The sequence below is a fragment of the Nocardia acidivorans NBRC 108247 genome (assembly GCF_001625085.1).
In the GTDB taxonomy this organism is placed as follows: Bacteria; Actinomycetota; Actinomycetes; order Mycobacteriales; family Mycobacteriaceae; genus Nocardia; species Nocardia acidivorans.
Map to the genome: position 1 here is coordinate 42,791 of NZ_BDAW01000024.1, position 26,535 is coordinate 69,325.

Below are 26,535 nucleotides of genomic sequence, written 5' to 3' on the forward strand. Positions count from 1 at the left end.
AACGACCGCACCCGAACCACATTCGCGGGCGCGTAGCTACCGTGCGATGTAATGCAGGATCACATCGTGCACGTGCCGCGTCTTCTCATCGCCGCGGAACTCCACCTCGTAGTTGTTGTGCCCGGTGCTGATGACGATGTGCCCGGAGGAGAAAAACTGCCCGGCGAAGGATTTGTTGGTGAGCACGCTGACGCTGCTGATCCGCGCGTACGGGATGCTCGTGATGGCGACCTTCTTCCCCACGAACGAATTGTCCTGAATGATCACCCGGCGATCGGTGAGCCCGAGAAATCCGGTGCCCACGCCGATGGCGTCGTACACCGCCAGGATCTGCTCGCCCTGGAGCAGCCCCTGCTGGATCTTCTCCAGCTGATCTCGTCGATCGAACGGAATGCTCATGACCTACCTGCGCGGAAAGCTATAGCTGACCTTGGTCAGCTGCTCGGACAATTCCCAGAGGCGGCGCGCGGTCACCTCATCGCGTGAGGCGGCGGTGGAGCCGCTCGGCCCCGGATGGCCGCGCATACCGCGCAATCCGGTGGGCCCGTAGTATCCGCCCGGCCGCACACCGGCGGCGGTGGCCGCGTAAAGCGTTGGCAGCGCGCCCATTTCGGCACTCTGCGCGAAGAGACGGTTGCCGATCCCGAGGAAGAAGTCCTGGATCGACTCGGTATGGGACTGCAATTCGGTGGCCGCGAAGCCGGGATGCGCGCCGACCGAAAGCTGCGGTGCGCCCGCGGCTGTCAGCCGCCGCTGCAATTCATAGGTGAACATGAGATTCGCCAGCTTGGACTGCCCGTAGGCGAGCCAGCGCTGATAGCGGCGCTGCTCCCAGTTCAGATCGGCCAGATCGATCTTGCCGGTGGCGTGCATACCGCTGGAGACGGTGACAATGCGATCGCGCACCCGGTCCAGCAGCAGGCCGGTGAGCGCGAAATGGCCGAGATGGTTTGTGCCGATCTGCATTTCGAAGCCGTCGGCGGTGCGCTTGAGCGGTACCGCCATCACCCCGGCATTGTTGATCAGCAGATCCACCGCATCGATGCCATCGGCGAATTCGCGCACCGAGGCCAGATCCGCCAGATCCAATCGGCGCACCTGCACGTTCTTTCCGATGGCGTCGGCCACCGAACGCGCCTTGACCTCATTGCGGCACGCCATGATCACCTGCGCCCCGGCCCCCGCGAGCGCCCGCGCGGTGACCGCGCCCAGCCCGCTGTTGGCGCCCGTCACAATAACCGTTCGACCGGTCTGATCCGGGATGTCGGCGATGTCCCAACCACTCACGAGATCGAGTCTAGGGGCGCGGCGGCCCGCCCGTCGGGTCTCGCGCGCAACCGCGATCCGCGCCGAATTCGCCGACGGTTCGCTACACTCGCGCGCCGGGCGGCGTGTCCACCGCCGATTCACCGGCCATGACCAGGCCGAGCGGTAGCGTCCGCGCCTATGGACACGCTCATACTCGCGGGTTTGCTGTGCGTGCTGTTCCTCATTGTCAGACGAAGTTCGCGCCGCGCGATCCTGGCGGCCTGGTGGGTCGTGACCCTCGCCTGCGGGGTGCTGCTGAAGCTGCACATCACCAGCAGCCTCGGATTGGGGCTGACATGGTGACCGATACCGCACCCGCAACCGTGGAAAGCCGTGGCGGAGCGCTGAATCAGCTCCAGTACTGGCTGGCGCTGGTCTTCATCGTCGGCTGGGCCGGGGTGATCTGCGGCGGTCTCGGCTTCCAATTCGTGAACTGGGAGTACCCGTGCCCGCTATGCATGCTGCAGCGCTACTTCATGATGCTGGCCGCGCTGGGCGGGGCCTATATCGTGCGCAAGGGCATGACCGGAACCATCGCGCCGCGCGATTACGCGGTGGGCTGGGGTATGGCGATCGTGGCCTGCTTCGGCGGCGCGTTCACCGCCTGGAGGCAGACCATGCTGCATATCCCGCCGGGCGATCCCGGCTACATGGGCGCGGTGTTCGGACTGCACCTGTACGTGTGGGCGTGGATTCTGTTCGTCGCCGCGATCACGACAATCGGTGTGGTGCTGACGTTTTCGTACACCACCTCGACGGTCAACCTGCCCGCGTCACCGCATCGGACGGCCGGGAAGGCGGCCTTCGGATTTCTGGCGCTGGTCATCACGGTGAATCTGGTGGCGACCTTCTTCCTGGAGGGTTTCCACTGGAAGCTGCCCGATGATCCGGCCTGCTATCAACTGCTGCACGATCTGGGGATTCTCGACGGCGGCTGTGTGCTGCCCGCGCACTGAATGAGGCGCTTGCGGCAGTGAGATAGGGTTGCCTAACCTTCGTTAAGCACCTTACTCACAGAGGCTCAGCACCGTGACATCGCTCTCCACCGCCCGCGACCACCGCGACGGCTTCGTCCCCTTCCCCGACGACCTCGCCGAAAGCTATCGGCGGGCCGGATACTGGGCCGGACGCCCCCTCGGCGACCTGTTGCGGGACGCGGCGCGACGGTGGCCCGAGCGCATCGCCCTGCTCGGCGATCCCGGCACTCCGGGTGCGGGCTCCACCTACGCCGAACTCGACACCGCCGCCGATCGAATGGCGCACGGGCTGCTGAAACTCGGAATCGCACCGGGCGATCGGGTCGTGGTGCAGCTGCCCAATGTGCTCGAATTCGTACCCGTCCTGTTCGGGCTGCTGCGCGCGGGCATCATTGCGGTGCTGACCCTGCCCGCGCATCGCCGCGCCGAGATCGAGCATCTCACCCGGCTCTCGGGCGCGGTCGCCTATGTGATCGCCGACCGCGCAGCCGATTTCGACTATCGCGTGCTCGCGCACGAGGTGTGCGCCGCGGTGCCGACCCTGCGGCATGTGCTGGTACTCGGCGATCCGGGGGCCTTCACCGACCTGCATTCGATTCCCGCACACGGCAATTCACTGCCCGAGGTGGACGCCTCCGATATCGCGCTCATGCTGGTCTCCGGCGGCACCACCGGACTGCCCAAGCTGATCGCGCGCACCCACGACGACTACACCTACAACGCCGAGGCAAGCGCCGAGGTATGCGAGCTGCGACCCGAGGACGTGTACCTCGCGACACTGCCGGTGGCACACAACTTCCCGCTGGCCTGCCCGGGCATTCTCGGCACCATCGCCACCGGCGGCGGCATGGCGTTCGTCACCGATCCCAGCCCGGAGAACGCTTTCGCCGCCATCGAGAAACACGGCGTCACCGTCACCGCCGTGGTGCCGCCGCTGGCGCAATTGTGGTCGGCGGCGGTCGAGTGGGAGGAGGCGGATTTGTCCACCCTGCGCCTACTCCAGGTCGGCGGCGCCCGCCTGGCCGAGGTCAACGCGCGAGAAGTACAGCCCGCCTTGAACGTTCGGCTCCAGCAGGTGTTCGGCATGGCCGAGGGACTGCTCAACTACACCCGCTTCGAGGACTCCGACGAGCTCGTCTGCACCACCCAGGGGCGGCCGCTCTCCCCCGCCGACGAAGTGCGAGTGGTCGACGCCGACGGCAATCCCGTCGCGGACGGCGAGGAAGGCGAACTGCTCACCCGTGGCCCGTACACGCTGCGCGGGTACTACCGTGCGCCCGAACACAATTCGCGCGCCTTCACCCCGGACGGCTTCTATCGCAGCGGGGATCTGGTGCGCCGCCTGCCCAGTGGACATCTCATGGTCTCTGGGCGCATCAAGGATGTCATCAATCGCGGCGGCGAGAACATCTCCTGCGATGAACTGGAAGAGCATCTGCTCGCCCACCCAGCGGTCCGGCATGCGGCGGCGGTCGGATTGCCCGATGCCTCGCTCGGCGAAAGGGTCTGTGCCGTACTGGTTGTCGACGGCGATATGCCCTCGCTGATGCAGATCAAGACCTTCCTGACCGCGCGCGGACTGGCCACCTACAAGCTGCCGGATGTGCTGCGCCAGGCCGACACCCTGCCCGTGACCGCCGTCGGCAAGATCGACAAGAAGGCGTTGCGCGAGGGGTGAAGTCGCCCGCGCACAGCGAGCACGGATCGTCGGCGGGCGCATCCCGGGCACCGGGGATCGGCCATTTTGGGCGTGTGCACTTCATCACCGCGTTTCCGCGCGACGCCCCGCCGTGGGCATCATAGGGTTCGTCTATGGGTGGGTGGAATACGTCGAATATCCCGGATCTGACCGATAAGACCTACGTCGTCACCGGTGCGACCAGCGGGCTGGGCGCGGCCACCGCGCGCGGACTCGCCGAGGCGGGCGCACTGGTGATCATGGCCTGCCGCAATGAGATCAAGGGGCAGGCGGTCGCCAAGACCATCAACGGGCGGGTGCAGGTGCGCCCGCTGGATCTGGCCGATCTGGCCTCGGTGCGCGCCTTCGCCGGCACCGTCGACTACGCGCACGGGCTGATCAACAATGCCGGGGTGATGGCGGTGCCGTACAGCCGCACCACCGACGGCTTCGAAATGCAGATCGGCACGAACTTCCTCGGCCACTTCGCGCTCACCGGACTGCTCATGGACCGCATTCGCGAACGCGTGGTGAACGTCTCCAGCATCACCCACTACATCGGGCGCATCGATCTGGCGGATCTGAACTGGGAGCACCGCGCCTACTCGCGCTTCGGGGCGTACGCGCAGACCAAACTGGCGCTACTGCTGTTCACCTATGAACTCCAGCGCCGCCTGCTCGCGGCCGGATCGGCCAAACTGGCGGTGGCCGCGCACCCCGGCTATGCCGCCACCGAGATCAACTCGAAAACCCAGAATCTGCTCGAGCAGATCATCGGCCTGGGCAATCGGCTGATCGCCCAGAGCGCCGAGATGGGCGCGCTGCCAACACTGTTCGCCGCAACCGCCGAGGCCGAACCCGGCGGCTACTACGGCCCGAGCCACTTCAACTGGAGCGGGCACCCGGTCCAGGTCTCCTCCAATGCCGCCTCACACGATGAGAAGGTCGCGGCCCAGCTCTGGGAGCTGGCCGAGAAACTCACCGGCGTCGACTTCGCGGTCCACCCGGATTGAAGTCGATGATCGGCGGGAGAGGGAGACGCCCCGTGGTCCCGGTGCGTTCGGCGGGGATCCGCTGAAACCAGTTGGGCCATCACCCGTGTGGATCCCGGCCGAAAGCATGCCGGGATGACGGGGGCGACAGCACCCCACGGAGGCGACAGCACCCTACGCAGGGCGACAGACCCCGCGGTGGCGACTGCACCCCACGAAAGGCGACAGCATGCGACGGTGGCGACAACACCCCACGAAAGGCGACAGCATGCGACGGTGGCGACAACACCCCACGAAAGGCGACAGCATGCGACGGGGGCGACAACACCCCACGGAGGGCGACAGCATGCGACGGGGGCGACAGCGCGCGATGACGGGCGCGACGGTGCGGGTCGAAACTCAGTGGGCGCGTACCACGTACGGTGCGACGCTGCCGAGCTTCTCGCAGGTCTCCTCGAATTCGCGTTCCGGACGGGACTGTCCGACCACGCCCGCGCCCGCGCGCAGCCACGCGCCCGCGCCGGTCTGGTAGACCGCGCGCAGCACCAGGGTCGCCTCCAGCGCGCCGTCAGGTGAAATCGTCACCACCGCACCGGAGTACAGGCCGCGCGGATCGTGATCGAGGCGGAAGACCGCGTCCACGCCCGCCGCCTTGGGGATGCCCGAGGCGGTCACCGACGGGAAGAGGGTCTCCAGCGCGTCCCACGGGCTGCGGTCCGCGGCCAGGCGGCCCTTGACCGTGGAGGCCAGGTGCTGCACGCTGCCGCGTTCGCGCACGGCCATGAAATCCGAGACCGCGGTGCTGTCCGGCTCGGCGACCGCCGCGATCTCCGAGAACGAGGTCTGCACCGAGATCGCGTGTTCGACAATCTCTTTGGGATCGCTGATCAGATCGGCGCGGGCCGCCGAGTCCACCGCGGCACCGCGGCCGAAGGCGCGGGTGCCCGCGAGCGGTTCGGTGGTGACGATGCGCTCACCGTCGACCGAGGCCACCAGCTCCGGGCTGAAGCCCGCCGCCTCCAGTCCGCCCAGGCGCAGCAGGAACGAACGCGCGGGGGTGTTGTTCATCCGGCCCAGCCGGTAGGAGTCCGGAATGTTCACCGCGAAGGGCAGATCCACCTTCCGCGACAGGATCACCTTCTGATATTTGCCGTCGCGGATCTCGGCGACGCCGGTCGCCACCCGATCGGTGTAGCCGGTGGGGTCGAGGGTCACATCCACCGGATGCGCGACCGGCAGCGTACTGCCCTGGGCCGCGGCGATGAGTTCGTGGATATCGGCCGTCTCGGCCGGGGTCGCGCCGGCGACCCGCACGCCCGAGGCGTCGATACGCACCTCGATGCGCGGAATCATCAGGTGCGCCAGTGTGGCTCGCGGATGCACATGCGCGGTCGCGCCGAGCGACCAGGCGCAGAACTCGAATCCGATCCAGCCGTAGGCGTTTCGCCGCCCGAGCGGAATACCGGCGAGGGCGCGGTCCACGGCCTGCGCCGGACTGCCTTCCCACGCACCGGAAGTGGTCTCGCCGTCCCAGCTCACCCGCAGTTCGTCGGCATCGAGTTCGACACCGCCGATCGGGTCGGCCGCGAACACCCAGACGCCGGGGCGTTCATACACCACGTATTCGCCGAAGCGATCCGCCGCGGCCAGTGCCGCCACCGCCGCCACCGGATCGGTGACGTAGTCGCCCCATTGCCGCTCGTCGTCGAGCCGTACCCGTTCGTCCGTGGCCGCCACCGGTCCTCCAAGGTTATGCTTACCTAACTTATTGCGGAAGGTTAGCATTGCCTTCCTTCGATTGGTCAACCTCGCCGTACGGCCTCCGTCACACCCGCCGAAACCCGCAGCACGATCGGGGAATTGACCGACCCGCCGCCCCGCGAGCGCCGCATCGGCTTCAATGGATTGCGGCGGTCCATGTGCGGAGGTAACAACAGATGCTCGATCACGACAGTCGGCTCCCGGAGGCCGCCAGCACCCCCGGGTCGGTGGTGGCGCTCGTCGATGCCACCGGACGGGTCGAACGCGAACTCATCGGCAACTGGCTCGCCGAGGGCGGTATCGCCCAGGAATTCGGCACCGCGGCCCCCGTCACCCAGATCGACCTGGATCCGGACGCCCTCACCACCCGCCTGGTCGGGCGGCACGACGATCCGCTGGTGGTGCCGGTGCGCGTGCTGTGGCTGCCACCCGAACGAGATGGGGTGCGGCGCACCAGCTTCGGCGACCTCATCACCCTGTCGAATCCGCGCAAACCCAATCGGCTCATGCAGCGCCGACTCGTCACCAAGGCCCCGGACCGGCATCTGGTGCTCACCGGCGCGCCCGCGCGCCTGAGCGAGCTGCGTGCCAATAATCCCGGATCCATCGGCGCCCCCGAATCTTTCGCGCGCGCCATCGTGCGCGCGGGCACCGTCGCCCTGGAGCGCGCGGAACGCGCGGTGATCGGCGACCGCTACAAGGTGCCGCGCCTGGTCGCCGAGGAGATCCTGGACTCCCCCGAATTCCTGCGCCGCCTCGATGCCATCGCCGAACAGGCGGATACGAACCCGCGCGAGGTGTACCGGCGCGCGGAGAAGGCGCTGCGCGAACTCGTCGCCGCGCAGAGCCGGCTGGTCTCGGATCTGTTCACCCAGGCCATGCGGCCGGTGCACGCCTCCACTTGGAAGGTCGACGACGATCCGCTCGGACTCGACCGGCTGCGCGCGCTGAACCGCCGCTATCCGCTGGTATTCCTGCCCTCGCACCGCTCCTATGTGGACGCTTTCGTGCTCGGGGACATTCTGGCGCGCAATGACTTTCCGCCCAATCATGTGGTCGGCGGGGCAAACCTGAAATTCTGGCCGATCGGGCCCATTGCCAGGCGCACCGGAACCGTATTCATCCGGCGCAGTTTCGGCGATGACGAGGTCTATAAAGCGGTCGTCGAAGAATACTTCGCCTATCTGCTCGCCAAACGATTCAATCTCGAATGGTATTTCGAAGGCGGGCGCACCCGCACCGGAAAACTCCGGCCGCCGCGCTACGGATTGTTGAATTATCTTGCGGCGGCGCTGCGTTCCTCCCGCATCGACGATGTGATGCTCGTTCCGGTCTCCATCACCTATGAGCGACTCAATGAAATCGGCGCCATTGCCGACGAACAGACCGGCGGAATGAAACAGGCCGAGGGATTGGCCTGGCTGGCCCGCTACGTGCGCAATCAACAGCATTCCGCCGGACATGTCTACGTGCGCTTCGGGAATCCGCTGTCCGCGCGTGATCGGCTGGCCGCGCACGGCGATCCGCTGAAAACGCATGCGCTCAACGCCGATCCCGAGCAGCAGGAGCTGGAGCACCGGGCCGTGCAGCGCCTGGCCTTCGAGGTCGCCGTCGGCATCAACGACGTCACCCCGATCACCGTCAACGCCCTCACCACCCTGGTCCTGCTCGGCGTGCACGAGCGTGCGCTCACCCGCGCCGAGCTGGGCAATGCCATCGCACCGGTGCTCGACTACATCGAAACCCGGAGCCTGCCGCGCGGTGAACTCGAAACCCTGCGCGATGATCACGGCCTGGCCGTGGTGCTGGAGCAGCTCGCCGTCGCCAAGGTCGTCACCGTCTATCGCGGCGGCCTGGAACCGGTCTACGCCATCGGCGCGGGCGCACACCTCGAGGCCGCGTTCTACCGCAATAGCGCGGTGCACTGGTTCGCCAATCGCGCCATCCTCGAGCTGGCCGTACTCACCGCCGTCGAGGCACCCGAGGGCGATCAGCTGCGAGTCGGCTGGGAGGCCGCCTACCGACTGCGCGACCTGCTCAAATTCGAATTCTTCTTCCCCGAACGCGCCGAGTTCACCAGTCAGCTCACCGCTGAAATGCTGCGGGTCGATCCGGAGTGGCATCGGCGCACCGCCGCGGGCACGGTCGGCTCGGAAATCATCGCCCGCCTGGCGGAATCCGGTTTCATGATGGCGCACCGGGTGCTGCGATCCTTCTTCGACGCCCAACTCGTGGTGGCCGAGCGCCTGGCCGCCCGCGATCCCGCCGTCACCATCGACAAGAAGACCTTCATCGACGAATGTCTGCAGGTGGGCAAACAGATGCTGTTACAACAGCGATTGCACAGTCCCGAATCGGTCTCCTCCGAATTATTCGGCAGCGCACTCAAACTCGCCGACAATCACGGCCTGATCGAACCCGGTGACGATCCCGAGGATCTGGTGGCCCGGCGCACCCGCTTCGCCGCCGAACTGCGTGCCATCGGCGGGCGCATCTCCCGCGCCGCCACCCTCGACCCGTCCAATCGGCTGGACGCGCTATGACGCACCGAGCCGCCGGCGGGGAACTCCTCGCGCCGGGCGTCGGCATTATCGAACAGCCCATCGGCGCAATGGATCTCGAGGAGGCGGTGGCGGCCATCCGAACCGGACCGCGGGGACCGCGGATCGCGGCGGTCTTCGACTTCGGCGGAACCGTGGTCAGCGGCTTCAATCCGCCCGCCGCCCTGGAACGCCTGCTGCGGCGGCGCGGCGGACGCGCCGCCATGACGAACGTGCTGCTCGCCAGCATCCGCGGGGCCCGCAGCGAGGGCGAGTACGAGCGCTTCCTACAGCAGGCCATGCACACCTGGGCCGGGGTGCCCGAGACCGAACTCGGCGAACTCGGGGCGGCACTGTTCCACAGGACCGTGCACGGCCACCTCTACCCCGAAGCCTGGCGACTGGTGCGCGAACACGAAACCGCCGGGCACACACTGGTACTCGTCAGCTCACTGACCAGGTATCAGGTGCAACCCGTCGCCGATGAGCTCGGCATACCGAACGTGCTGTGCACCGCCATGACCGTCCAGGACGGCGTCCTCACCGGCCATGTCGACGGAAAACCACTGTGGCGCAACGGCAAAGCCGATGCCGTGCGCCGGTTCGCCGCCACCCGCGGTATCGACCTGGCACAGAGCTGGAGCTATGCCGACAGTGCCGCCGACCTGCCCCTACTACAGCTCGCGGGACATGCCGTCGCGGTCAACCCGGATCCGCGCGTGGTGCTGGAGGCCGCCGAAAAAGGTTGGCCGGTACTGCATTTCCGGCCCCGGCAGGCCCCCCGGGCCACCGATTACGCGCGCACCGTCAGCGGCTTCGGCGCGCTGATCGGCGGTGCGGTCGTCGGAGTCCTGGCCAAGGCGCACACCAAACAGCGCAGGCAGATGGCCGATTCCATGATGACCGTGGCCGCCGACTCCACCCTGCGCGGCACCGGGGTGCGGGTCCGGGTGGTGGGGGCCGAAAACGCCCGCGCCCCACGGCCCGCGGTGTTCATATTCAATCACCAGAGTCAATTCGACATCGTCGTGATCGCCGAGGTGCTCGGCGCCGGATTCACCGGTATCGCCAAGAAGGAAGTGGCCAACAATCCGCTGTTCGGACCGCTCATGCGGTTCGTGGAGGTCACCTTCATCAACCGCGGCGACAGCGCAGCGGCGCGCGCGGCATTAGCGCCCGTGGTCGAAACCCTCAGGGGCGGACTGTCGGTCGTCATCGCCCCGGAGGGCACCCGGTCGCTCACCCCGCGCGTGGGCGCCTTCAAGAAGGGCGCGTTCCACATCGCCATCCAGGCGGGTGCGCCGATCATTCCGGTGGTCATCCGCAATGCGGGCGAAATCGCCTGGCGGAACTCGGCGGTGGTGCGAAAAGGAGTGGTGGACGTCGCCGTCCTACCCCCCATCGACGTCAGCGGCTGGGACCCCGCGCATATGGACGACGAGGTGGAGCGGGTGCGTCAACTCTTCGTCGACACCCTGCTGCGATGGCCGGAGAACTAGACCTGCTTGCCGAACAACAGCTTCCACGGCATGAGCGCCGACTCCAGCTGCACCTTGAAGGTCATCTTGGACGCGCCCTTGGTGCGCTCCTCGAAGCGAATCGGCACCTCGGCGATGGCAATGCCCTTCTTGACCGTCCGGTAGTTCATCTCCACCTGGAACGAGTAGCCGTTGCTCTTGATCGACGCCACACCGATGGCGCGCAGCGTATCGGCCTTCCACGCCTTGAAGCCCGCTGTCGCGTCCTTGACGCCCAGGCGCAGAATCAGATTCACGTAGAAGTTCGCCCACGCCGACAGCGCCTTGCGATGCCACTTCCACTCCTCGGCGGTGGAACCGCCGGGCACATAGCGGGATCCGAGCACGACGCCGGCGTCGGTGGTCTCCAGCTTCTCCAGCATGGACGGGATGACCTCGGCGGGATGGGAGAGGTCGGCGTCCATCTGGATCACCACCTCCGCGCCCTCTTCGAGGGCCTTGGTGATGCCCGCGATGTAGGCGCGGCCCAGGCCGTCCTTCTCGGTGCGATGCAGCACGCCGACCACGTTCGGCAGGTCCGCGGCCAGCTTGTCGGCGACCTCGCCGGTGCCGTCGGGTGAATTGTCGTCCACCACCAGCACATGCAGGTCGGCCACCGGTAGCGCGGTGAGTCGTTCCACCGCCACCGGCAGGTTCTCCCGCTCGTTGTAGGTCGGCACCACAACAGTCACCTTCAAGGACTTGCCCTCCCGCTCGATTCACACCCGTACCCCCATTACGGGCGGGCACATCGTCGTTTCTGCTCCAGAAACTTTAGTTGATGCGCCTGTGCGCCCAGTGAGCGCACCAGCAGCAGAGATTAGCCCAGTCACGGTGACTTCAGTCGTCGTCGGCGTCGGCGGCCTTGTTCCGCGCCTTCGCGATCTCCAAAGCCCTTTCGGCCGTTGCCTTATCCGGATACGGCCCCATCCGGCCACCCACCCAGCACTGCTTACCCTGTTCGGCACGGTGATGGTCGATGCAGTAGTACCACTGATTGTCTTGCTCAGCCATGACCCCAGCATCCCACCAAGATCAGAAGGGGCCGAGCCGAACACGCAAAAAAGACCGCACCCGAGGGCGCGGTCTCTGATGACTGTGGTGGCCAGAGCCGGGATCGAACCGGCGACCTTCCGCTTTTCAGGCGGACGCTCGTACCAACTGAGCTACCTGGCCGAAGCACCCGGTATCGAATGCCAAGATAAGTCTTGCGACCCTGACGGGACTCGAACCCGCGACCTCCGCCGTGACAGGGCGGCGCGCTAACCAACTGCGCCACAGGGCCTTGCTCTGCTCCTCAACAACAGTGTTGCCACTGTTGTACCCCCTACGGGATTCGAACCCGCGCTACCGCCTTGAAAGGGCGGCGTCCTAGGCCGCTAGACGAAGGGGGCCCGCCAGATTTCTCTGGACCGTTTACACTCAACGGCTTCCGTTGGGAGCGGAGATAGCTTATGACAGCATCCGCCGTAATCCCAAATCTGCTGGTCAAATAGCCAAATTGAGATCTTCCAGCTTGGCTGACACCCGCCATCCGACGCGCCTGAACTCCTCGGTCCACTCGGGAGTCGCGGTGGCTTCCACGATCATCTCGAGCGCCTCGGTGAACCGGGAACGCAGATCCACCGGACCGCCCAGCACATCGGCGATATAACGCTGACCCGCCAGGGCCGCCGCCAGTGTGCGGGTGAAGCGATCCGGATCGGTGTCACCGCGCAACTGTTTGTGCTCGGTGGCGCGCACCGCGAGCAGCCGAATCGAGCGGCCGAGAATACGACCGCCGCCCGCCTGGATATCGCGGTAGAACTCCGGTTCGATGATGAGCCGGAACTCGGCCTGGATGATGATGTCGTTCTCCAGCCGCAGCGCGATCTCGTCGATCATGCCGTGCAGGACATCCAGGGGTCCGAGATCCCCTCTGCCGAGCCATCTTTCGGTGGACGCGCGGTAGCGGTCGACGGCCGCTTCCAAGACCGCACGAGCCAGGTCCTCCTTGGAGTCGAAGTGAAAGTACATGGCGCCCTTGGTCGCGCGTGAACCTTCCAATATGCGGTTGAGCGATGCAGCGGCATAGCCGCTCTTCCCGAACTCAACGGCGGCGGACCTTATGATCGCCGCGCGTGTCCGGCGGGCCCGCTCTTGCTGCCGTGCCATGCTCGAAACGCCTCCGAAGCTAGCTACCGCCGCTGGCTACCCCGTGGTGTTCCACAAAGCGCCCTCGACGCAAAGTTACGTGTCTTTCAAATACTTCAAAACGGGCTTCGCCCGAATTACCAAACTTTTGGTACGAAAAAGCGCGAAAAACTTGAAACACACCAACTGGTATAGTTTTTCTCGCCCGGGTGCGCCGCAGGGGGTGCGCACCCGGGCGTTCTAGTCGTCTGGATGGGCCTCCCGCAGCCTGATTTGTTGGAGTCGTGATCGGCCGGAACCGGTCTCGACACGTTCGGGCACTTCAACGATAAGCCGAATCCCGTGCTACCGGGGCAATCCCGGTTCTTCAGGAATTCACCAGTCGGTCACCGTACCCGGAATGCGCACCCTGCGTGAGGTGTACCGGAGAGTCAGTTAGCCAGCACGCCCCCTATCGAAAGCCGCAATTCCCCAGCTAACCACCGGGTAAATGGTCCGATAAGCTGAATTCGCCCATATCCCACGGATGTTCGGCATTCCGCCGCACCCGCGGACCCCACCCCGGAACGCCCGGCGACGCCCGCGCGCCGAGGCCACCGCCCCGGCGCCGAAACGGCCCGGTTCCCTCCCCACGCCCCAAAACGCTTGCACCACATCACCATTGGATGATATTCACAATTGGGCGCATCGAAACAATCTGCGTGTCAACGCGATTGCCGAACAGCAGTACAGCGCCGGTTCCGGCGGGTCCGGACACGCCCGGACGGCGGCGCGGGCGCACCCCTCGCCCCGTCACAATCCCCACCGACCGGTCCGCACCCTCACAGCCCCTCATCGTGCCCCGCCGGACCCACTCCGCTGCCCCCGAAAATAGGGGATCGGCACAACCGGTCACCCCTTCGGCACAACCGGTCGGTCGACCATCACCCCGCGGCCCGCGAACCGGATATCCGGGACCCCCGGCGGGCCCCCGCCCGCTCCACCCGCGAGCCCGTCGGCGCAATCCGCCCGCCGCGCCCGGCGACACCGCGCGCATGCGACGCCAACCGCCGTGACCAGCGCAAACAGCCCGCGCCAGAACACAATCGGATACTCGTTTAACAGTTGCGGGGTCAACCTACTAAACTCACCGCCGCGCCCCTATAGCTCAGTTGGTAGAGCTACGGACTTTTAATCCGCAGGTCGCAGGTTCGAGCCCTGCTGGGGGCACCGTTTGTCCCTGTTCGGGACACAGTTGCCGAGGGGTCCGGGATACTACATTCGGGCCCCTCGCCACGTTGGCGAATCCGTGGCAATCTGTCCGGATTTCGCCTACCGTGACCCGGGTAGGGCTTTTCCGGGATGCCAACACCACAGGCGGAGTTCATGACTTCCTTCGATGACCTGCTCTCCAACGTGCCCGTCGCACAGATCGCCGATAAGCTCGGAGTCGACGAGGCGACCGCCACCACCGCGATCAACGCGGCCATTCCCGTCCTCCTCGGAGGCTTTCAGGCACAGGCCGGCAACCCCGATGTCGGGTTGAACCTCGAGGGTGAAGTAGCCAACCAGCCGCTCGGTCTGCTCGACGGCGGCGTCGACATCACCCAGGTCGACACCGAGAATGGCAACCAGATCGTCGATCAGACCTTCGGCACCGAGAAGAACACCGTCATCAGCGCGCTCGGAAATGTGGGCGGCGGCAATGCGCAGGACCTGATGGCGAAACTGCTCCCCATGCTCGCCCCCATCGTGTTGGCCTACCTTGGTAAGAAGGCAATGGGCGGTGGCGGCGCGGCCACCGGCGGTGAGACCGCGGCCGGTGGCGGCGGTATCGGCGACATCCTGGGCAGCCTGCTCGGCGGCGCCGCCGGAGGCAAGGGCGGCGGCGGACTCGGGGACATCCTCGGCAAGGCCGTCGGTCAGAATGCCGGAAATGTGCTCGGCAACGTACTGGGCGGATTGCTCGGCAAGAAGTGAGCATGCACCGAGTTACGGTGCGCGGCTAACGAACTGCGGCTCACTGCGATAGACAGTGCGCCGTGGGCCGCTGTCATATGACATCTCTCACTGACCCCGCAATGGCACTCGCATGAGTTTCACATCACCATACGGTGCCGTAAGGTATGGGCCGCGGCGGCAGGCCGGCGAGGGTACGACAGCTTGATCGCACGATTACGAAGGGCATATACATGGCAAAGGATCTGACTCAACTCGAGCTACTGACGGAGTTGGAGCCGGTTGCCGCGGAGAACGTAGATCGGCACCTCTCCCTGGCCAAGGAATGGCACCCGCACGACTACGTGCCGTGGGATGAGGGCCGCAACTTCGCCGCCATGGGCGGCGAGGACTGGGATCCGTCGCAGTCACGGCTGAGCGAACTCGCCAAGGCATCGATGATCACCAACCTGCTCACCGAGGACAACCTGCCCTCCTACCACCGCGAGATCGCCGAGAACTTCTCGCAGGACGGCGCCTGGGGCACCTGGGTCGGCCGGTGGACCGCGGAGGAGAACCGGCACGGCATCGTCATGCGCGACTACCTCGTCACCACGCGCGCGGTCGACCCCGTCGCCCTCGAGCAAGCCCGCATGATCCACATGACCAACGGCTTCGCCTCCCCCGCACAGGTCAGCCAGACCGATGCGGGATTCCTCTACTCGGTCGCCTACGTGACCTTCCAGGAACTCGCCACCCGCGTCTCGCACCGCAATACCGGACGCGTCTGCGACGACCCGATCGCCGACCGCATGCTGCAGCGCATCGCCGCCGACGAGAACCTGCACATGATCTTCTACCGCAATATGTGCGGTGCGGCCCTTGACCTTTCGCCCGACCAGACCCTGGACGCCATCACCCTCATCCTGGAGAACTTCCAGATGCCGGGTGCGGGCATGCCCAACTTCCGCCGCAATGGCGTCCTGATGGCCAAGCACGGCATCTACGACCTGCGCCAGCACCTGGAAGAAGTGGTCAACCCGGTCCTGAAGAAGTGGCGCATCTTCGAGCGCGACGATTTCACCGCCCGCGGTGAGGAGACCCGCGAACGCCTGGGCCTCTTCCTCGAGAAGCTCGGCAAGGACGTCCTCAAGTTCGAGGAGCAGCGCGACAAGATGCTCGCCCGCGAAGCCGCCAAGGCCGAAAAGGCACTCGCTCGCGCGTAGGCGTCGGGGGCTCAGCCCCCGAACCCCCGGGATCGGGAACTTGGCGGCTTCGCCCCCCCCAAACACCCGGGGACAGAAGGAGACGCTGACGCTGGGTTCGGGGGCGCTGCCCCCGAACCCCCAAAGGCTCCCGGCCGCCCTGCCGCGTCGGCTGGGCCTGTGACACGGCCCGCCCCAGATCGCAACGCCCTGTTGCGGGCCACCGCACTCCCCTGCGCCCGGCCCCTCCCGACGTTCAGTCGGGAGGGGCCGTTCTTCTGTCAGAGCCCGCTTGCGGGGATGTGAGCGGGGGCACGTCGGTGGTGATGAGACACTGGTGGGCGTGACGACCTCGATCGAAGCCTCCAAGACCGCGCTGCGGATCGGACCGTATCCGGTCGATCCGGCTGTGGTGCTGGCTCCGATGGCCGGGATCACCAATGTGGCCTTCCGGACGCTGTGCCGGGAATTCGGCAGCGCCACTTCGATTTACGTGTGCGAGATGATCACCGCGCGGGCCGTGGTGGAGCGTAACGAGAAGACGCTGCACATGATGTCGTTCGGGGCGGACGAGAGTCCCCGATCGATGCAGCTGTACGCGGTGGACCCCAAGACCGTCGGCGAGGCCGTGCGGATCATCGTCGGCGAGGGGTGGGCAGACCACATCGACCTGAACCTGGGTTGCCCGGTGCCCAAGGTGACCCGGCTCGGCGGCGGGGCGGCACTGCCGTACAAGCGGCAGCTGTTCCGGGACATCGTGAAGGCGATGGTGTCGGCGGCCGCACCGGCGGGCGTACCGATCACCGTGAAGTTCCGCATCGGCATCGACGATGAGCACCACACCTTCCTGGACACCGGGCGCATCGCCGAGGCGGAGGGCGCGGCCGCGGTCGCCCTGCACGCCCGCACCGCCGCCCAGCGCTACTCCGGCGAGGCCGACTGGACCGCCATCGCCCGCCTCAAGGAAGCCGTCACCACCATTCCGGTGCTCGGCAACGGCGATATCTTCAGCGCCGACGACGCGCTGCGCATGATGGCCGAGACCGGCTGCGACGGCGTCGTCGTGGGCCGCGGATGCCTCGGCCGCCCTTGGCTTTTCGCCGAACTCCAGGCCGCGCTGCGCGGTGAGCCGCTGCCCGCCCCGCCGAATCTGGGCCGGGTCGGGGAGATCCTGCGCCGCCATACCGAACTGCTCGTCGCGCACGACGGCGAGGACAAGGCCATGCGCGATATCCGCAAGCACATGGCCTGGTACCTGATGGGCTTCCCGATCGGCGGCGATCTGCGCCGCAGCTTCGCGACGGTCAGCAGTATGGCCCGCCTGGACGACCTGATCGGGCAGCTCGACGCCGATGCGCCATTCCCCAAGGACGCCGAGGGCCCGCGCGGGCGCCAGGGCTCCCCGGGCAAGGTCGCGCTACCGGACGGCTGGCTGGACGATCCGGAGGATCGCACCGTGCCGTGCGCCGCCGACGTCATGCACAGCGGCGGCTGAGCGGCGAAGTCGTAACGCCCGCGGATCCGACCGCCGCGTCGGCGAACCGATTCCCCGCGCCCTGGCACACTTTTTCGCAGCACCTCCGACCGATCGCGACAACCTCGACTCGCCGAGCTCAGGCTCTGCGAACCCGGGCGTGGCGAGGTCGGCCACACCCGGCGGATCGGCGTTCGAGTGGTCGACCGTGGCGGAATCGTTATCATGACGGTCGGCATCGAAAAGCAAAGTGAGGTTCGTTGGTGGGTGACGATCGGTACGGGCGTACGCCACGGCCCGGAGGTCGCGCCCCGTGGGAGCGCTATCCCGCGGATGACGACGCCCAGCCTCGCGCCTCCCGGCGGTCCCGGCACACTGACAACCCGGATACCGGCTCCGCACCCATCTCGGTGCAGGATCTGGTCGAACGCGTGGACAGCGAGCGCAAATCCCGCCGCCGGCGCCGCCGCGACGACGAACCCGCCCAGCAACCACCCGCCGACACCACCGGCAGACGGGCACTGCCCCCGGAATCGAACGCCCCCAATGGTTCTCGGCACGGCGCGGAGGCCACCGACGCGCAGCGCACGGTCCGGCCGAATACCCAGGGCGGCACCGGCTCTCAACACGCGGTCCCGCCGACTACGCCCGGCGGCACCGGCTCTCAGCGCACGGTGCCCGCCGCCGCCGCGATCGAGGGCCTACGCCGGGTCGCCACCCCCGCGAATACCGCTGCGCGCCGCGCGGTTCCGCCCGCCCGGGTCGATCCGACCGCGGATCCGGTGACCGAGGAACTACCCGCGATCACCGAACCGCCCCGCACCGGGCGCAGGAAACCGCGGGCCACCGCCCCCGTCGAATCGCCCGCCGACTACCCCACCACCGCGCTCCCGACCGCGGTCGGCCCCAAACCCCTCTCCCCCGCCCGCCGCAAACGCAATCGCCGGCTGCGGCTGGCCGGGCGCGGTGCGGGCGCCCTGCTCGCGGTCATCGCCATGCTGATCACCGGCGGCGGCTGGAGTTATCTACACGCCAAGGACAATGGCTTCAACCAGGTCTCCGCACTCGACAACGACTCCCCCGACGTGGTCGACGCCGATGCGCAGTACGGCGACGAGAACTTCCTGATCGTCGGCACCGACACCCGCGCGGGCGCGAACTCGCAACTGGGCGCGGGCAATACCGCCGATGCCGAGGGCGCGCGCTCGGACACCGTCATGCTGGTGAACATTCCGGCCAACCGGCAGCGGGTGGTCGCGGTCTCCTTCCCGCGCGATCTGGATGTCACCCGCCCGGTCTGCGAAGGCTGGGACAATGAGAAGGGCGCCTACACCGGCGAGAGCTTCCCCTCCGCCATCGGTGACAAGCTCAATGCCGTCTACGCGCTCGGCGGACCCAAATGTCTGACCAAGGTCATTCAGAAGATGTCCGGCCTCAAGATCAACCACTTCGTCGGCATCGACTTCGCCGGCTTCGAGACCATGGTCGACACCATCGGCGGCGTCGAGGTCTGCACCAGCAAACCACTCGTCGACGAAATCCTCGGCACCGTCCTCACCACACCCGGCAAGCAGATCGTGAACGGTTCCACCGCACTCGATTACGTGCGCGCCCGGCATGTGGTCGGCGAGGAGCGCAGCGACTACGACCGGATCAACCGGCAGCAGCGCTTCCTGTCCTCACTGCTGCGCGGCGCGCTGTCGAGCAAGGTGCTCTTCGATCCGGGCAAGATGAACGGCTTCATCAACGCCTTCGGCCAGCACTCCTTCATGGACAATGTCACCACCAAGGATCTGCTCATGCTGGGCCGGTCCATGCAGAAGATGCAGGCCGGATCCATCACCTTCCTGACGGTGCCGACCGCCGGAACCACCTCGTACGGCAATGAGATTCCGCGCGAATCCGATATCAAGGCCATCTTCCGCGCGGTCATCGACGATCAGCCGCTGCCCGGTGAGAAGAAATCCGATCCGGCGACCACCACCACCGACGCGCCACCGGCCAAGCCGAAGCTGACCGCCGTCGACCCGTCCACGGTGTCGCTGCAGGTCTCCAATGGCTCCGGGGTCCCGGGGGTGGCCTCCACGGCCGCGACCAAACTGGCCAATCAGGGCTTCCCGATCTACAACACCGGCAATTTCGCCGACGGCACCTCGGTCAAGACCACGGTCCGCTACTCCAGCGGGCACGAGGCCGCCGCCGCCACCGTCGCCAGCGCCCTGCCCGGCGCGGTGCTCGAACCGGCCACCGGGCTCGGCAGCATTGTCGAGGTCGTCCTCGGTTCGGACTACGCGGGCAGCGTGCGCACGCCCATCGCCTTCGGCCAGCCGCTCCCCGACACACCCACCGATTCCGCCGGTGCGACTGCGGCCCCGGTCACACTCCCCTCGGACCTGGAACACGTGAACGCCGCCGACGACACCTGTAAGTAGGCGGCCGCCCGCACGCTCTCGACGTGCGGCGACTTTGCCGGGATCGACCAGCACCGATGATTCACCCACCGTTGGTGACTTGGACAGCGGCTACCACTAATGTCTTGACTCATGCGTGTCATCTACAACGAACAAATGGCCGAGCTCGCCGATCTGCTCGGCGGCATGGCCGGGCTCGCCGGATCGGCCATGGAGCGGGCCACCAACTCGCTGCTCAATGCCGATCTCGAGCTCGCGGAGCAGGTGATCACCGAGTACGACCGTATCGCCGAGATGATCCAGCTGGCCGAGGAGAAAGCCTTCGCACTGCTGGCCCTGCAGGCCCCCGTGGCCGGCGATTTGCGGCAGGTCGTCAGCGCCATCCAGATCGTCGCCGATGTGAACCGGATGGGCGCGCTCGCCCTGCACGTGGCCAAGATGACCCGCCGGCGCTTCCCGAACCACGCCGTACCCGAGGCCGTCAACAGCTACTTCGCCGAGATGGGCCGCATCGCGGTGAAGATGGGCGCGACCGCGAAGGAGGTGCTGGAGACCCGCGATCCCGAGCGGGCCGCCAAGCTCACCGATGACGACGAGGCGATGGACGATCTGCGCAAGCATCTGTTCACGCTGATCATGGACCGCGACTGGCAGTTCGGCGTGCCGTCCGCGGTGGATGTGGCGCTGCTGGGCCGGTACTACGAGCGGTTCGCCGATCACGCCGTGGAGATCGGGCGCCGCGTGGTGTTCCTGGTGACCGGCGTCCTGCCGCCGGACCCGGATTCGGAGAAGGAAAGCATCTGACGCGCTCCCGCAAGGGAGGCAAGGCAATCGGCTCGGCGCCCGCACACGACACGGTGCGGGCGTCGAGCCGTATCAGGCCCGCGGCGCGGGATCGGTCTCCGAATCGGTTGCGGTGGGCTCCTTTTCACGCCAGCCCAGTAGCACCGAGGGACCGCGTTCGGGCTTCCAGGGCAGCGCCAGCGCGACGATGAGGGCCGCGACGACCAAGGTGCCCACCGCGACATAGGAAGCCGCCTGCGCGCCGTCCAGGGCGGCCACCTTCATGGCGTGGATCAGATCCAGCTTCGCCTGGGACAGCAGCGGATTCACCGGCGTCTTGATGATTTCGAGCACGCTGATCGGGGTATTGCTCGCCAAATCCTTCTGCTGCGGATTCATGATCTGATTCGGGATTCCGGCGATCTTGTCACCCACCCGGTGGGAGTACACCGAGGTCATGATCGAGCCGAGCAGTGCCACGCCCAGCGCACCGCCGACCTCACGGGTGGTGTCGTTGACCGCCGAACCCGCGCCCGCCTCCGCCAAAGGCACCGAGCCCATGATGGATTCGGTCGCCGGACCCTGAACCACCGCGAATCCCAGGCCCATCAGGATCATGGACACCACAACCGGCCCCACATAGGCGGTTTCGACCCTGGTCTGCCCCGCGATGTACATGGCCACCGCGAGAATCAGCAGTCCGCTCACCACCAGGGCGGTGGTGCCGAACCGCTGCGCCAGCATGGTCGCGATCGGCGCGCCGAATCCGACGGCGATGGCGAAAGGCAGTGAGTGGATGCCGAATTCGAGCGGTGTCAGCTCCTTCACGCCCTGGAAGTACTGGGTGATCAGGAACAGGAAGCCGAACGCCGCGAAGTAGGAGACGGTAATGGCCAGCGACGGCAGTGCGAAACGGCGATTGCGGAACAGCCGCATATTCAGCACCGGTGCCGCCGCCCGCAGCTCCCAGCCCACGAACACCGCCAGCGCCAGCACCGAAAGCAGGTAGCCCACAACGCTTTGCGTGGACAGCCAGCCGTGCTTGGGCGCCTCGATGATCGACCACACCAGCGCCGTCACACCCACCAGCGACAGCACGATACCGATGCGGTCCAGCCGATCCACATGTGCCGCACGCGATTCCGGCACGGTCCCGATCACCGCGGCGATGGCGATCAGCGCCACCGGCACATTGATCCAGAACACCGAATGCCAGGAGAAGTACTTGAGCAGCCAGCCGCCGATGGTCGGCCCGAGCGCGACGGCGATACCCGCCATGGCGGTCCAGGAGGCGACGGCCGCGGCCCGCTCCCTGGCATCGGTGAAGATATTGATCAGCAGCGCCAGCGTCGCGGGGAACACCACCGCCGCGAAGACTCCCATGCCCGCGCGAGCGGCGATGACCTGTCCGAGTCCGGAGGAGAGCGCCCCCGCCGCCGACATGACCGCGACGCCGATCAGGCCGATGATCATGAACCTGCGCCGCCCGAACCGGTCACCGAGATGACCCATGGCGAGCAGCAGGCCCGAGAACGCCAGGGTGAACGCGTCGACGATCCACTGCAATCCGCTCATATCGGCTTGCAACTGCACCGCCATGGACGGCAGCGCCACATTCACCAGCGTGTTGTCCAGCACCACGAGCAGTTCCGCCAGGCAGATGGCGACCAGTGCGGCAATGCGCGCCCGTCGACTCAATCCGGCGGTTCCGGATACCCGGCTCGCCATGGAAACAGTCACCCGACACCTCCAACTAGACCGATTGGTTTACCAACTGGGCCAGATTAGATGTAACCGAGAGTTGCACACAACCTCCCACGGTATGTATGACACAGAACACACACCGTGCTGATCAGGGCAAACGAAAAAGCGACCCCGAAGCCGCATGGCTTCGAGGCCGCCGATCCAAGCGCCGGGAATTACCCGAAACGACCCGAGATGTAGTCCTCGGTGGACTTCTGCGACGGGTTGGAGAAGATCTTCTCGGTCTCGTCGATCTCGATGAGCTTGCCGGGCTTGCCCTGCGCCTCGAGATTGAAGAACGCCGTCTGATCGCTCACGCGCGCGGCCTGCTGCATATTGTGCGTGACGATGACGATGGTGAACTCCTTCTTCAGCTCGGAGATCAGATCCTCGATCGCGAGCGTGGAGATGGGGTCCAGCGCCGAACACGGCTCGTCCATGAGCAGCACGTCCGGGGAGATGGCAATGGCACGGGCGATGCACAGACGCTGCTGCTGACCACCCGAGAGCCCGCCGCCCGGCTTGTCCAGACGATCCTTGACCTCGTTCCAGAGGTTCGCACCGCGCAGTGAGCGCTCGGCGACCTCTTCGAGCTCCTTCTTGCCGCGCACACCCTGCAACTTCAGCCCGGCCACCACATTGTCGCGAATCGACATGGTGGGGAACGGGTTCGGCCGCTGGAACACCATGCCGATGGTGCGCCGCACGCCCACCGGATCGATGGTGGCGCCGTAGATGTCCTCACCGTCGAGCAGCACCGCGCCCTCGACACGGGCACTCGGGGTCACCTCGTGCATGCGGTTCAGCGCACGCAGCACGGTGGACTTACCGCAGCCGGACGGGCCGATGAAGGCGGTCACGCTGCGCGGCAGCACGGTCAGCGAAACATCGGAGACCGCATGGAATTTGCCGTAGTAGATATTGAGATCTTTGACGTCGATCCGCTTGGCCATCAGTCTTTTCCGTTCCTCTATCGGTTCCGCGTCAGCAGCTTGTTGACCGCCGCAGCGGCGAGGTACAGCAGCGCGATGATCAGGATCAGGGTCAGGGCCGCGCCCCACACCCGGGCCCGCCCGGCGGGTTCGGGGTTGGCCAGCTCCTGGTAGATCATCAGCGGAAGCGAGGCCATATTGCCGTCGAACAGGTTCTGGTTGATCGACTTCGAATAACCGACCAGCACCAGCACGGGTGCGGTCTCACCCATGACGCGGGCCACCGACAGCAGGATGCCCGAGATCATGCCGGGAGCCGCGGTCGGAACCACAATGCGCAGAATGGTTTTCCACTTCGGAATGCCGAGAGCGTAAGAGGCCTCCCGTAATTCGTCGGGAACCAGCTTGAGCATCTCCTCGGTACTGCGCACCACCACCGGCAGCATGAGCAGCACCAGGGCCAGCGCGACCGCGAAAGCACTCTGTGGCGCACCGAAAGTGGCGATCCACAGCGCGAAGATGAACAGCGCCGCCACGATCGAGGGCACGCCCGCGAGGATGTCGACCATGAAGGTGGTGGTCCGGGCCAGCCAGCCGCGTCCGTATTCGACCAGGTAGATGGCGGCCATGACACCCAGCGGCACCGCGATCACCGCGGCCATTGCCGACTGCACGATGGTGCCGTAGATGGCGTGGTAGACACCGCCCGCGGACTGCTCGGGCAGCACACCCTTCTGCGATTTGGTCCACCAGTCGATCGAGGCGATCGAGTCGAAGCCCTTCTCGATGACGGTGTAGAGCACCCACAGCAGCGGTACCAGGGCGATGGCGAAGCAGGCCCAGACGATACCGGTGGCCAGGCCGTTCTTGATCCGGCGGCCGGTGCTGACATGCCGGAAGGTGGGGGCCTTGATCGGCTTGTCGAGTGTGGTGGTCATCCGTTCACCTTCCCGCCTGCGACGAGCCGGGCCAGCGCGTTGACCACGAAGGTCAGCGCGAACAATACGAAACCGGCGGCGATATATGCGCCGGTCGGCAGCTTGGAGCTGAATTCCGAAGCGGCCGAGGCGATTTTGGAGGCGAAGGTGTAGCCGCCGTCGAACAGCGACCAACCGCCCGCCTGCGCCGAGGTGCGCAGCACCACCAGCACCGCGATGGTCTCACCGAGCGCGCGCCCCAGGCCCAGCATGGAGCCCGCGATCATGCCGGAGCGACCGTACGGCAGCACAGTCATGCGCACGACCTCCCACTTGGTGGCGCCCAGCGCCTGCGCCGCCTCGATATGCGAGAGCGGGGTCAAACCGAAAACCTCACGGCTGACCGAGGTGATGATCGGCAGGATCATCACCGCGAGCACCACGCCCGCGGTGAAGATGGTGCCGCCACCGGCAATGCTGACATTGCCGTCGGAGAACAGGAAGAACCACCCGAGGTGTTCGTTCAGGAAGCGCTGGAACGGCTCGATCTTCGGCGCGAGCACCAGCACACCCCACAGACCGAACACGATCGAAGGCACCGCGGCCAGCAGGTCGACCACCATGGAGAACGGCCGGGCCAGCACCTTCGGCGCGTACTGCGTCAGGAACAACGCGATACCCACGCCGATCGGCACCGCGATCGCCAGCGCCAGCACCGAACTCAGCACCGTGACCACGAACAGGTCCTTGATGCCGAAGCGCAGATTATCCGCGTTCGAGGTGCTGAACTCGGTGCTGGTGAAGAAGTTCGCCTTGTTCGCCAGCACCGACGGCACCGCGCGAATCAGCAGGAACAGCGCGATCAACGCGATGGCCGCGACGATCAGCCCACCGGCGGCGGTGGCCGCCGAACGGAAGAGGAACTCCGGGCCGTATTTGGAAGGAGCCTTACGCCCTGCGGCCGGCTTCGTGCTGGGTTCGGTCGGCATGAGCGCAGTATCCCCCGGCGGCTGGGCACGGTCCTCGCGCGGGTCCGTCGTCACCGACAGGCCCGCCGAGGCTGTTTCGTCGTGCACGGTCATGGTGCTTCTTCGATCAGTCGGTGGCGATCAGTCGATCAGGAAATGGCGGCGATCGCGGTGGTCAGCTTGGTCTTGAAGGCGTCCGGGATCGGCACGTAGCCGGCATCCGCGAGACCGTTCTGACCATTGCCGACGGCCGAGGTCAGGAACGCCTTGACAGCCTTGGCGGTGTCGGCGTCGCTGTACTTCGAGCAGACGATCTCGTAGGTGGCCAGCATGATCGGGTAGGCGCCACCGGTGGTGGGCTTGTAGATCGAGCTGTTGTCCAGCACCAGGTCGTTGCCCTGGCCGGAGATCTTGACGCTGTCGATCGCCTTACCGGCGGTCGCGGAGGTCAGCTCGACCGGCTTCGGGTCGTTCGAGGTGGCGGTGGTCAGGATGCGCGCCACCGACAGGTTCTGCGACTTCGCGAACGCCCACTCGTTGTAGGTGATCGAGAAGGGGGTGGACTTGATGGCGGCCGAGGTGCCCTCGTTGCCCTTCGCACCCTCGCCGACGCCGCCGGCGAAGGCCTTGCCCGCACCCTTGCCCCAGGTGCCTTCGGAGGCGGAGTCCAGGTACTTCTGGAAGTTGTCGGTGGTGCCCGACTCGTCCGAGCGGAACAGGACCGCGATCTTGTCCGAGGTCAGCTTGTCGGCCTTGGCGGTGTTGAGCGCCTTGATGTGGGCGTCATCCCAGGTGGTGATCTGGCCGTTGAAGATCTTGGCCAGGGTCGGGGCGTCCAGCACCAGGTCGGTCACGCCGGGCACGTTGTAGGTGACGGCGATGGGACCGAAGACGGTCGGCAGGTTCCAGGCCGGGCTGCCACAGCGGGCGGCGGCCTTGTCGATCTCGCCCTTCTTGGCGTCCAGCGGCGAGTCGGAACCCGCGAAATCGGTCTGGCCGCCGAGGAATTCGTTCACACCCGCGCCGGAGCCCGAGGAGGTGTAGTCCAGCTTCGCGCCGGAGCAGTTGCCCTCGTAGGCGGCGATGAAGCGGTCCATGGCGTTCTTCTGAGCCGACGAACCGCTGGCCTTGAGCGCGGTCTTGCCGCCGCAGGCGACGTCGATCTTGGCGACATTGCCCGTCTGGGCGGAATTGTCGTCGCTGCCACAGGCGGTCAGCGTCATGGCGCCGGCCGCTGCCAGAACACCGATCAGGGCGCTGCTGCGCTTGAGATTCACTT

At 66.4% G+C, this 26,535-nt stretch carries 22 protein-coding genes and 4 tRNA genes; 12 read left to right on the forward strand and 14 right to left on the reverse strand.

What is annotated here, in order from left to right; all coding sequences use genetic code 11:
- Positions 1–36 precede the first annotated feature (36 nt).
- Together NA10_RS14785 and NA10_RS14790 are read right to left on the reverse strand one after the other, a co-directional pair.
- Positions 37–399, reverse strand: coding sequence for a PH domain-containing protein (locus tag NA10_RS14785; RefSeq protein WP_067568401.1), 363 nt, complete (start codon positions 397–399; stop codon positions 37–39).
- Positions 400–402: 3 nt separating this feature from the next.
- A complete protein-coding gene (locus NA10_RS14790) occupies positions 403–1,287 on the reverse strand; it encodes an oxidoreductase (RefSeq protein WP_067568402.1) in 885 nt (294 codons plus the stop codon).
- Positions 1,288–1,446: 159 nt separating this feature from the next.
- Here NA10_RS14790 and NA10_RS37560 point away from each other — a divergent pair, with 159 nt between their 5' ends.
- The 4 genes from NA10_RS37560 to NA10_RS14805 all read left to right on the forward strand — a co-directional run bounded on the left by NA10_RS37560 (position 1,447) and on the right by NA10_RS14805 (position 4,976).
- On the forward strand, positions 1,447–1,611 hold the full coding sequence (locus NA10_RS37560; RefSeq protein WP_169812580.1) for a DUF5993 family protein: 165 nt from the start codon (positions 1,447–1,449) through the stop codon (positions 1,609–1,611).
- Positions 1,605–2,264: a disulfide bond formation protein B gene (locus NA10_RS14795; RefSeq protein ID WP_067568403.1), complete on the forward strand. Its 660-nt coding sequence runs from the start codon at positions 1,605–1,607 to the stop codon at positions 2,262–2,264. The genes NA10_RS37560 and NA10_RS14795 overlap by 7 nt, the downstream gene beginning before the upstream one ends.
- A 73-nt stretch (positions 2,265–2,337) precedes the next feature.
- On the forward strand, positions 2,338–3,963 hold the full coding sequence (locus NA10_RS14800) for a (2,3-dihydroxybenzoyl)adenylate synthase (RefSeq protein WP_067568404.1): 1,626 nt from the start codon (positions 2,338–2,340) through the stop codon (positions 3,961–3,963).
- A gap of 134 nt (positions 3,964–4,097) precedes the next feature.
- A complete protein-coding gene (locus NA10_RS14805) occupies positions 4,098–4,976 on the forward strand; it encodes an oxidoreductase (RefSeq protein ID WP_067568405.1) in 879 nt (292 codons plus the stop codon).
- 378 nt (positions 4,977–5,354) lie between these two features.
- Here NA10_RS14805 and NA10_RS14810 read toward each other — a convergent pair whose 3' ends face one another.
- On the reverse strand, positions 5,355–6,692 hold the full coding sequence (locus NA10_RS14810; RefSeq protein WP_067568406.1) for a salicylate synthase: 1,338 nt from the start codon (positions 6,690–6,692) through the stop codon (positions 5,355–5,357).
- A gap of 200 nt (positions 6,693–6,892) precedes the next feature.
- Between NA10_RS14810 and NA10_RS14815 the strand changes: the two genes are divergently transcribed.
- Positions 6,893–9,259 (forward strand): glycerol-3-phosphate 1-O-acyltransferase, encoded by a 2,367-nt coding sequence (locus NA10_RS14815; protein ID WP_067568407.1) that lies wholly within the window; start codon positions 6,893–6,895, stop codon positions 9,257–9,259.
- Positions 9,256–10,755, forward strand: a complete 1,500-nt coding sequence (locus tag NA10_RS14820) for an HAD-IB family hydrolase (protein WP_084514687.1) — start codon at positions 9,256–9,258, stop codon at positions 10,753–10,755. The genes NA10_RS14815 and NA10_RS14820 overlap by 4 nt, the downstream gene beginning before the upstream one ends.
- On the opposite strand, the gene NA10_RS14825 is transcribed toward NA10_RS14820, so the two are convergent.
- From NA10_RS14825 to NA10_RS14845, 6 genes are all read right to left on the reverse strand, one after another.
- Positions 10,752–11,453 carry a polyprenol monophosphomannose synthase gene (locus NA10_RS14825; protein ID WP_067568460.1) on the reverse strand — a complete coding sequence of 234 codons (702 nt, stop codon included), beginning with the start codon at positions 11,451–11,453 and terminating at the stop codon, positions 10,752–10,754. The two genes, NA10_RS14820 and NA10_RS14825, sit on opposite strands and share 4 nt — an antisense overlap.
- A 160-nt stretch (positions 11,454–11,613) precedes the next feature.
- Positions 11,614–11,787 carry a hypothetical protein gene (locus tag NA10_RS37565; protein ID WP_169812581.1) on the reverse strand — a complete coding sequence of 58 codons (174 nt, stop codon included), beginning with the start codon at positions 11,785–11,787 and terminating at the stop codon, positions 11,614–11,616.
- An 85-nt stretch (positions 11,788–11,872) separates the two neighbouring features.
- Positions 11,873–11,949 (reverse strand) — tRNA-Phe (locus NA10_RS14830).
- A 35-nt stretch (positions 11,950–11,984) separates the two neighbouring features.
- A tRNA-Asp gene (locus NA10_RS14835) sits at positions 11,985–12,058 on the reverse strand.
- A gap of 36 nt (positions 12,059–12,094) precedes the next feature.
- Positions 12,095–12,167, reverse strand: a tRNA-Glu gene (locus NA10_RS14840).
- Between the two features lie 94 nt (positions 12,168–12,261).
- The gene (locus tag NA10_RS14845) at positions 12,262–12,927 is read right to left on the reverse strand and encodes a TetR family transcriptional regulator (RefSeq protein WP_067568408.1); all 666 of its coding nucleotides are present in this window, start codon (positions 12,925–12,927) and stop codon (positions 12,262–12,264) included.
- Between the two features lie 1,115 nt (positions 12,928–14,042).
- Here NA10_RS14845 and NA10_RS14850 point away from each other — a divergent pair.
- The 6 genes from NA10_RS14850 to phoU all read left to right on the forward strand — a co-directional run bounded on the left by NA10_RS14850 (position 14,043) and on the right by phoU (position 20,717).
- Positions 14,043–14,115, forward strand: a tRNA-Lys gene (locus NA10_RS14850).
- Positions 14,116–14,271: 156 nt separating this feature from the next.
- A complete protein-coding gene (locus NA10_RS14855; protein WP_067568409.1) occupies positions 14,272–14,865 on the forward strand; it encodes a DUF937 domain-containing protein in 594 nt (197 codons plus the stop codon).
- A gap of 212 nt (positions 14,866–15,077) precedes the next feature.
- Entirely contained in the window at positions 15,078–16,049 is a 972-nt protein-coding gene (locus NA10_RS14860; protein ID WP_067568410.1) for an acyl-ACP desaturase, read from the forward strand.
- A 322-nt stretch (positions 16,050–16,371) separates the two neighbouring features.
- Complete coding sequence (dusB, locus tag NA10_RS14865; RefSeq protein ID WP_084514703.1) at positions 16,372–17,523, forward strand: tRNA dihydrouridine synthase DusB; 1,152 nt, start codon at positions 16,372–16,374, stop codon at positions 17,521–17,523.
- A 242-nt stretch (positions 17,524–17,765) separates the two neighbouring features.
- On the forward strand, positions 17,766–19,934 hold the full coding sequence (locus tag NA10_RS14870; protein WP_067568411.1) for an LCP family protein: 2,169 nt from the start codon (positions 17,766–17,768) through the stop codon (positions 19,932–19,934).
- 111 nt (positions 19,935–20,045) lie between these two features.
- The gene (gene phoU / locus NA10_RS14875; protein WP_067568412.1) at positions 20,046–20,717 is read left to right on the forward strand and encodes a phosphate signaling complex protein PhoU; all 672 of its coding nucleotides are present in this window, start codon (positions 20,046–20,048) and stop codon (positions 20,715–20,717) included.
- Positions 20,718–20,789: 72 nt separating this feature from the next.
- Here phoU and NA10_RS14880 read toward each other — a convergent pair whose 3' ends face one another.
- The 5 genes from NA10_RS14880 to pstS all read right to left on the reverse strand — a co-directional run bounded on the left by NA10_RS14880 (position 20,790) and on the right by pstS (position 26,533).
- Positions 20,790–22,424, reverse strand: coding sequence for an MFS transporter (locus NA10_RS14880; protein ID WP_084514689.1), 1,635 nt, complete (start codon positions 22,422–22,424; stop codon positions 20,790–20,792).
- Positions 22,425–22,615: 191 nt separating this feature from the next.
- Complete coding sequence (gene pstB / locus NA10_RS14885; protein WP_067568414.1) at positions 22,616–23,392, reverse strand: phosphate ABC transporter ATP-binding protein PstB; 777 nt, start codon at positions 23,390–23,392, stop codon at positions 22,616–22,618.
- Positions 23,393–23,409: 17 nt separating this feature from the next.
- A complete protein-coding gene (pstA, locus tag NA10_RS14890) occupies positions 23,410–24,309 on the reverse strand; it encodes a phosphate ABC transporter permease PstA (RefSeq protein WP_067568415.1) in 900 nt (299 codons plus the stop codon).
- The gene (gene pstC / locus NA10_RS14895; protein ID WP_067568462.1) at positions 24,306–25,277 is read right to left on the reverse strand and encodes a phosphate ABC transporter permease subunit PstC; all 972 of its coding nucleotides are present in this window, start codon (positions 25,275–25,277) and stop codon (positions 24,306–24,308) included. The genes pstA and pstC overlap by 4 nt, the downstream gene beginning before the upstream one ends.
- A gap of 128 nt (positions 25,278–25,405) precedes the next feature.
- Positions 25,406–26,533: a phosphate ABC transporter substrate-binding protein PstS gene (gene pstS / locus NA10_RS14900; protein ID WP_157556520.1), complete on the reverse strand. Its 1,128-nt coding sequence runs from the start codon at positions 26,531–26,533 to the stop codon at positions 25,406–25,408.
- Positions 26,534–26,535 lie beyond the last annotated feature (2 nt).

Excerpts from the sequence above, each read along its gene's own strand:
- NA10_RS14785 (WP_067568401.1), bottom strand. The coding sequence starts at position 399 with ATGAGCATTCCGTTCGATCGACGAGATCAGCTGGAGAAGATCCAGCAG.
- NA10_RS37560 (WP_169812580.1), top strand. The coding sequence starts at position 1,447 with ATGGACACGCTCATACTCGCGGGTTTGCTGTGCGTGCTGTTCCTCATT.
- NA10_RS14795 (WP_067568403.1), top strand. The coding sequence starts at position 1,605 with ATGGTGACCGATACCGCACCCGCAACCGTGGAAAGCCGTGGCGGAGCG.
- NA10_RS14805 (WP_067568405.1), top strand. The coding sequence starts at position 4,098 with ATGGGTGGGTGGAATACGTCGAATATCCCGGATCTGACCGATAAGACC.
- NA10_RS14815 (WP_067568407.1), top strand. The coding sequence starts at position 6,893 with ATGCTCGATCACGACAGTCGGCTCCCGGAGGCCGCCAGCACCCCCGGG.
- NA10_RS14820 (WP_084514687.1), top strand. The coding sequence starts at position 9,256 with ATGACGCACCGAGCCGCCGGCGGGGAACTCCTCGCGCCGGGCGTCGGC.
- NA10_RS37565 (WP_169812581.1), bottom strand. The coding sequence starts at position 11,787 with ATGGCTGAGCAAGACAATCAGTGGTACTACTGCATCGACCATCACCGT.
- NA10_RS14845 (WP_067568408.1), bottom strand. The coding sequence starts at position 12,927 with ATGGCACGGCAGCAAGAGCGGGCCCGCCGGACACGCGCGGCGATCATA.
- NA10_RS14855 (WP_067568409.1), top strand. The coding sequence starts at position 14,272 with ATGACTTCCTTCGATGACCTGCTCTCCAACGTGCCCGTCGCACAGATC.
- NA10_RS14860 (WP_067568410.1), top strand. The coding sequence starts at position 15,078 with ATGGCAAAGGATCTGACTCAACTCGAGCTACTGACGGAGTTGGAGCCG.
- phoU (WP_067568412.1), top strand. The coding sequence starts at position 20,046 with ATGCGTGTCATCTACAACGAACAAATGGCCGAGCTCGCCGATCTGCTC.
- NA10_RS14880 (WP_084514689.1), bottom strand. The coding sequence starts at position 22,424 with ATGGCGAGCCGGGTATCCGGAACCGCCGGATTGAGTCGACGGGCGCGC.
- pstB (WP_067568414.1), bottom strand. The coding sequence starts at position 23,392 with ATGGCCAAGCGGATCGACGTCAAAGATCTCAATATCTACTACGGCAAA.
- pstA (WP_067568415.1), bottom strand. The coding sequence starts at position 24,309 with ATGACCACCACACTCGACAAGCCGATCAAGGCCCCCACCTTCCGGCAT.
- pstC (WP_067568462.1), bottom strand. The coding sequence starts at position 25,277 with ATGCCGACCGAACCCAGCACGAAGCCGGCCGCAGGGCGTAAGGCTCCT.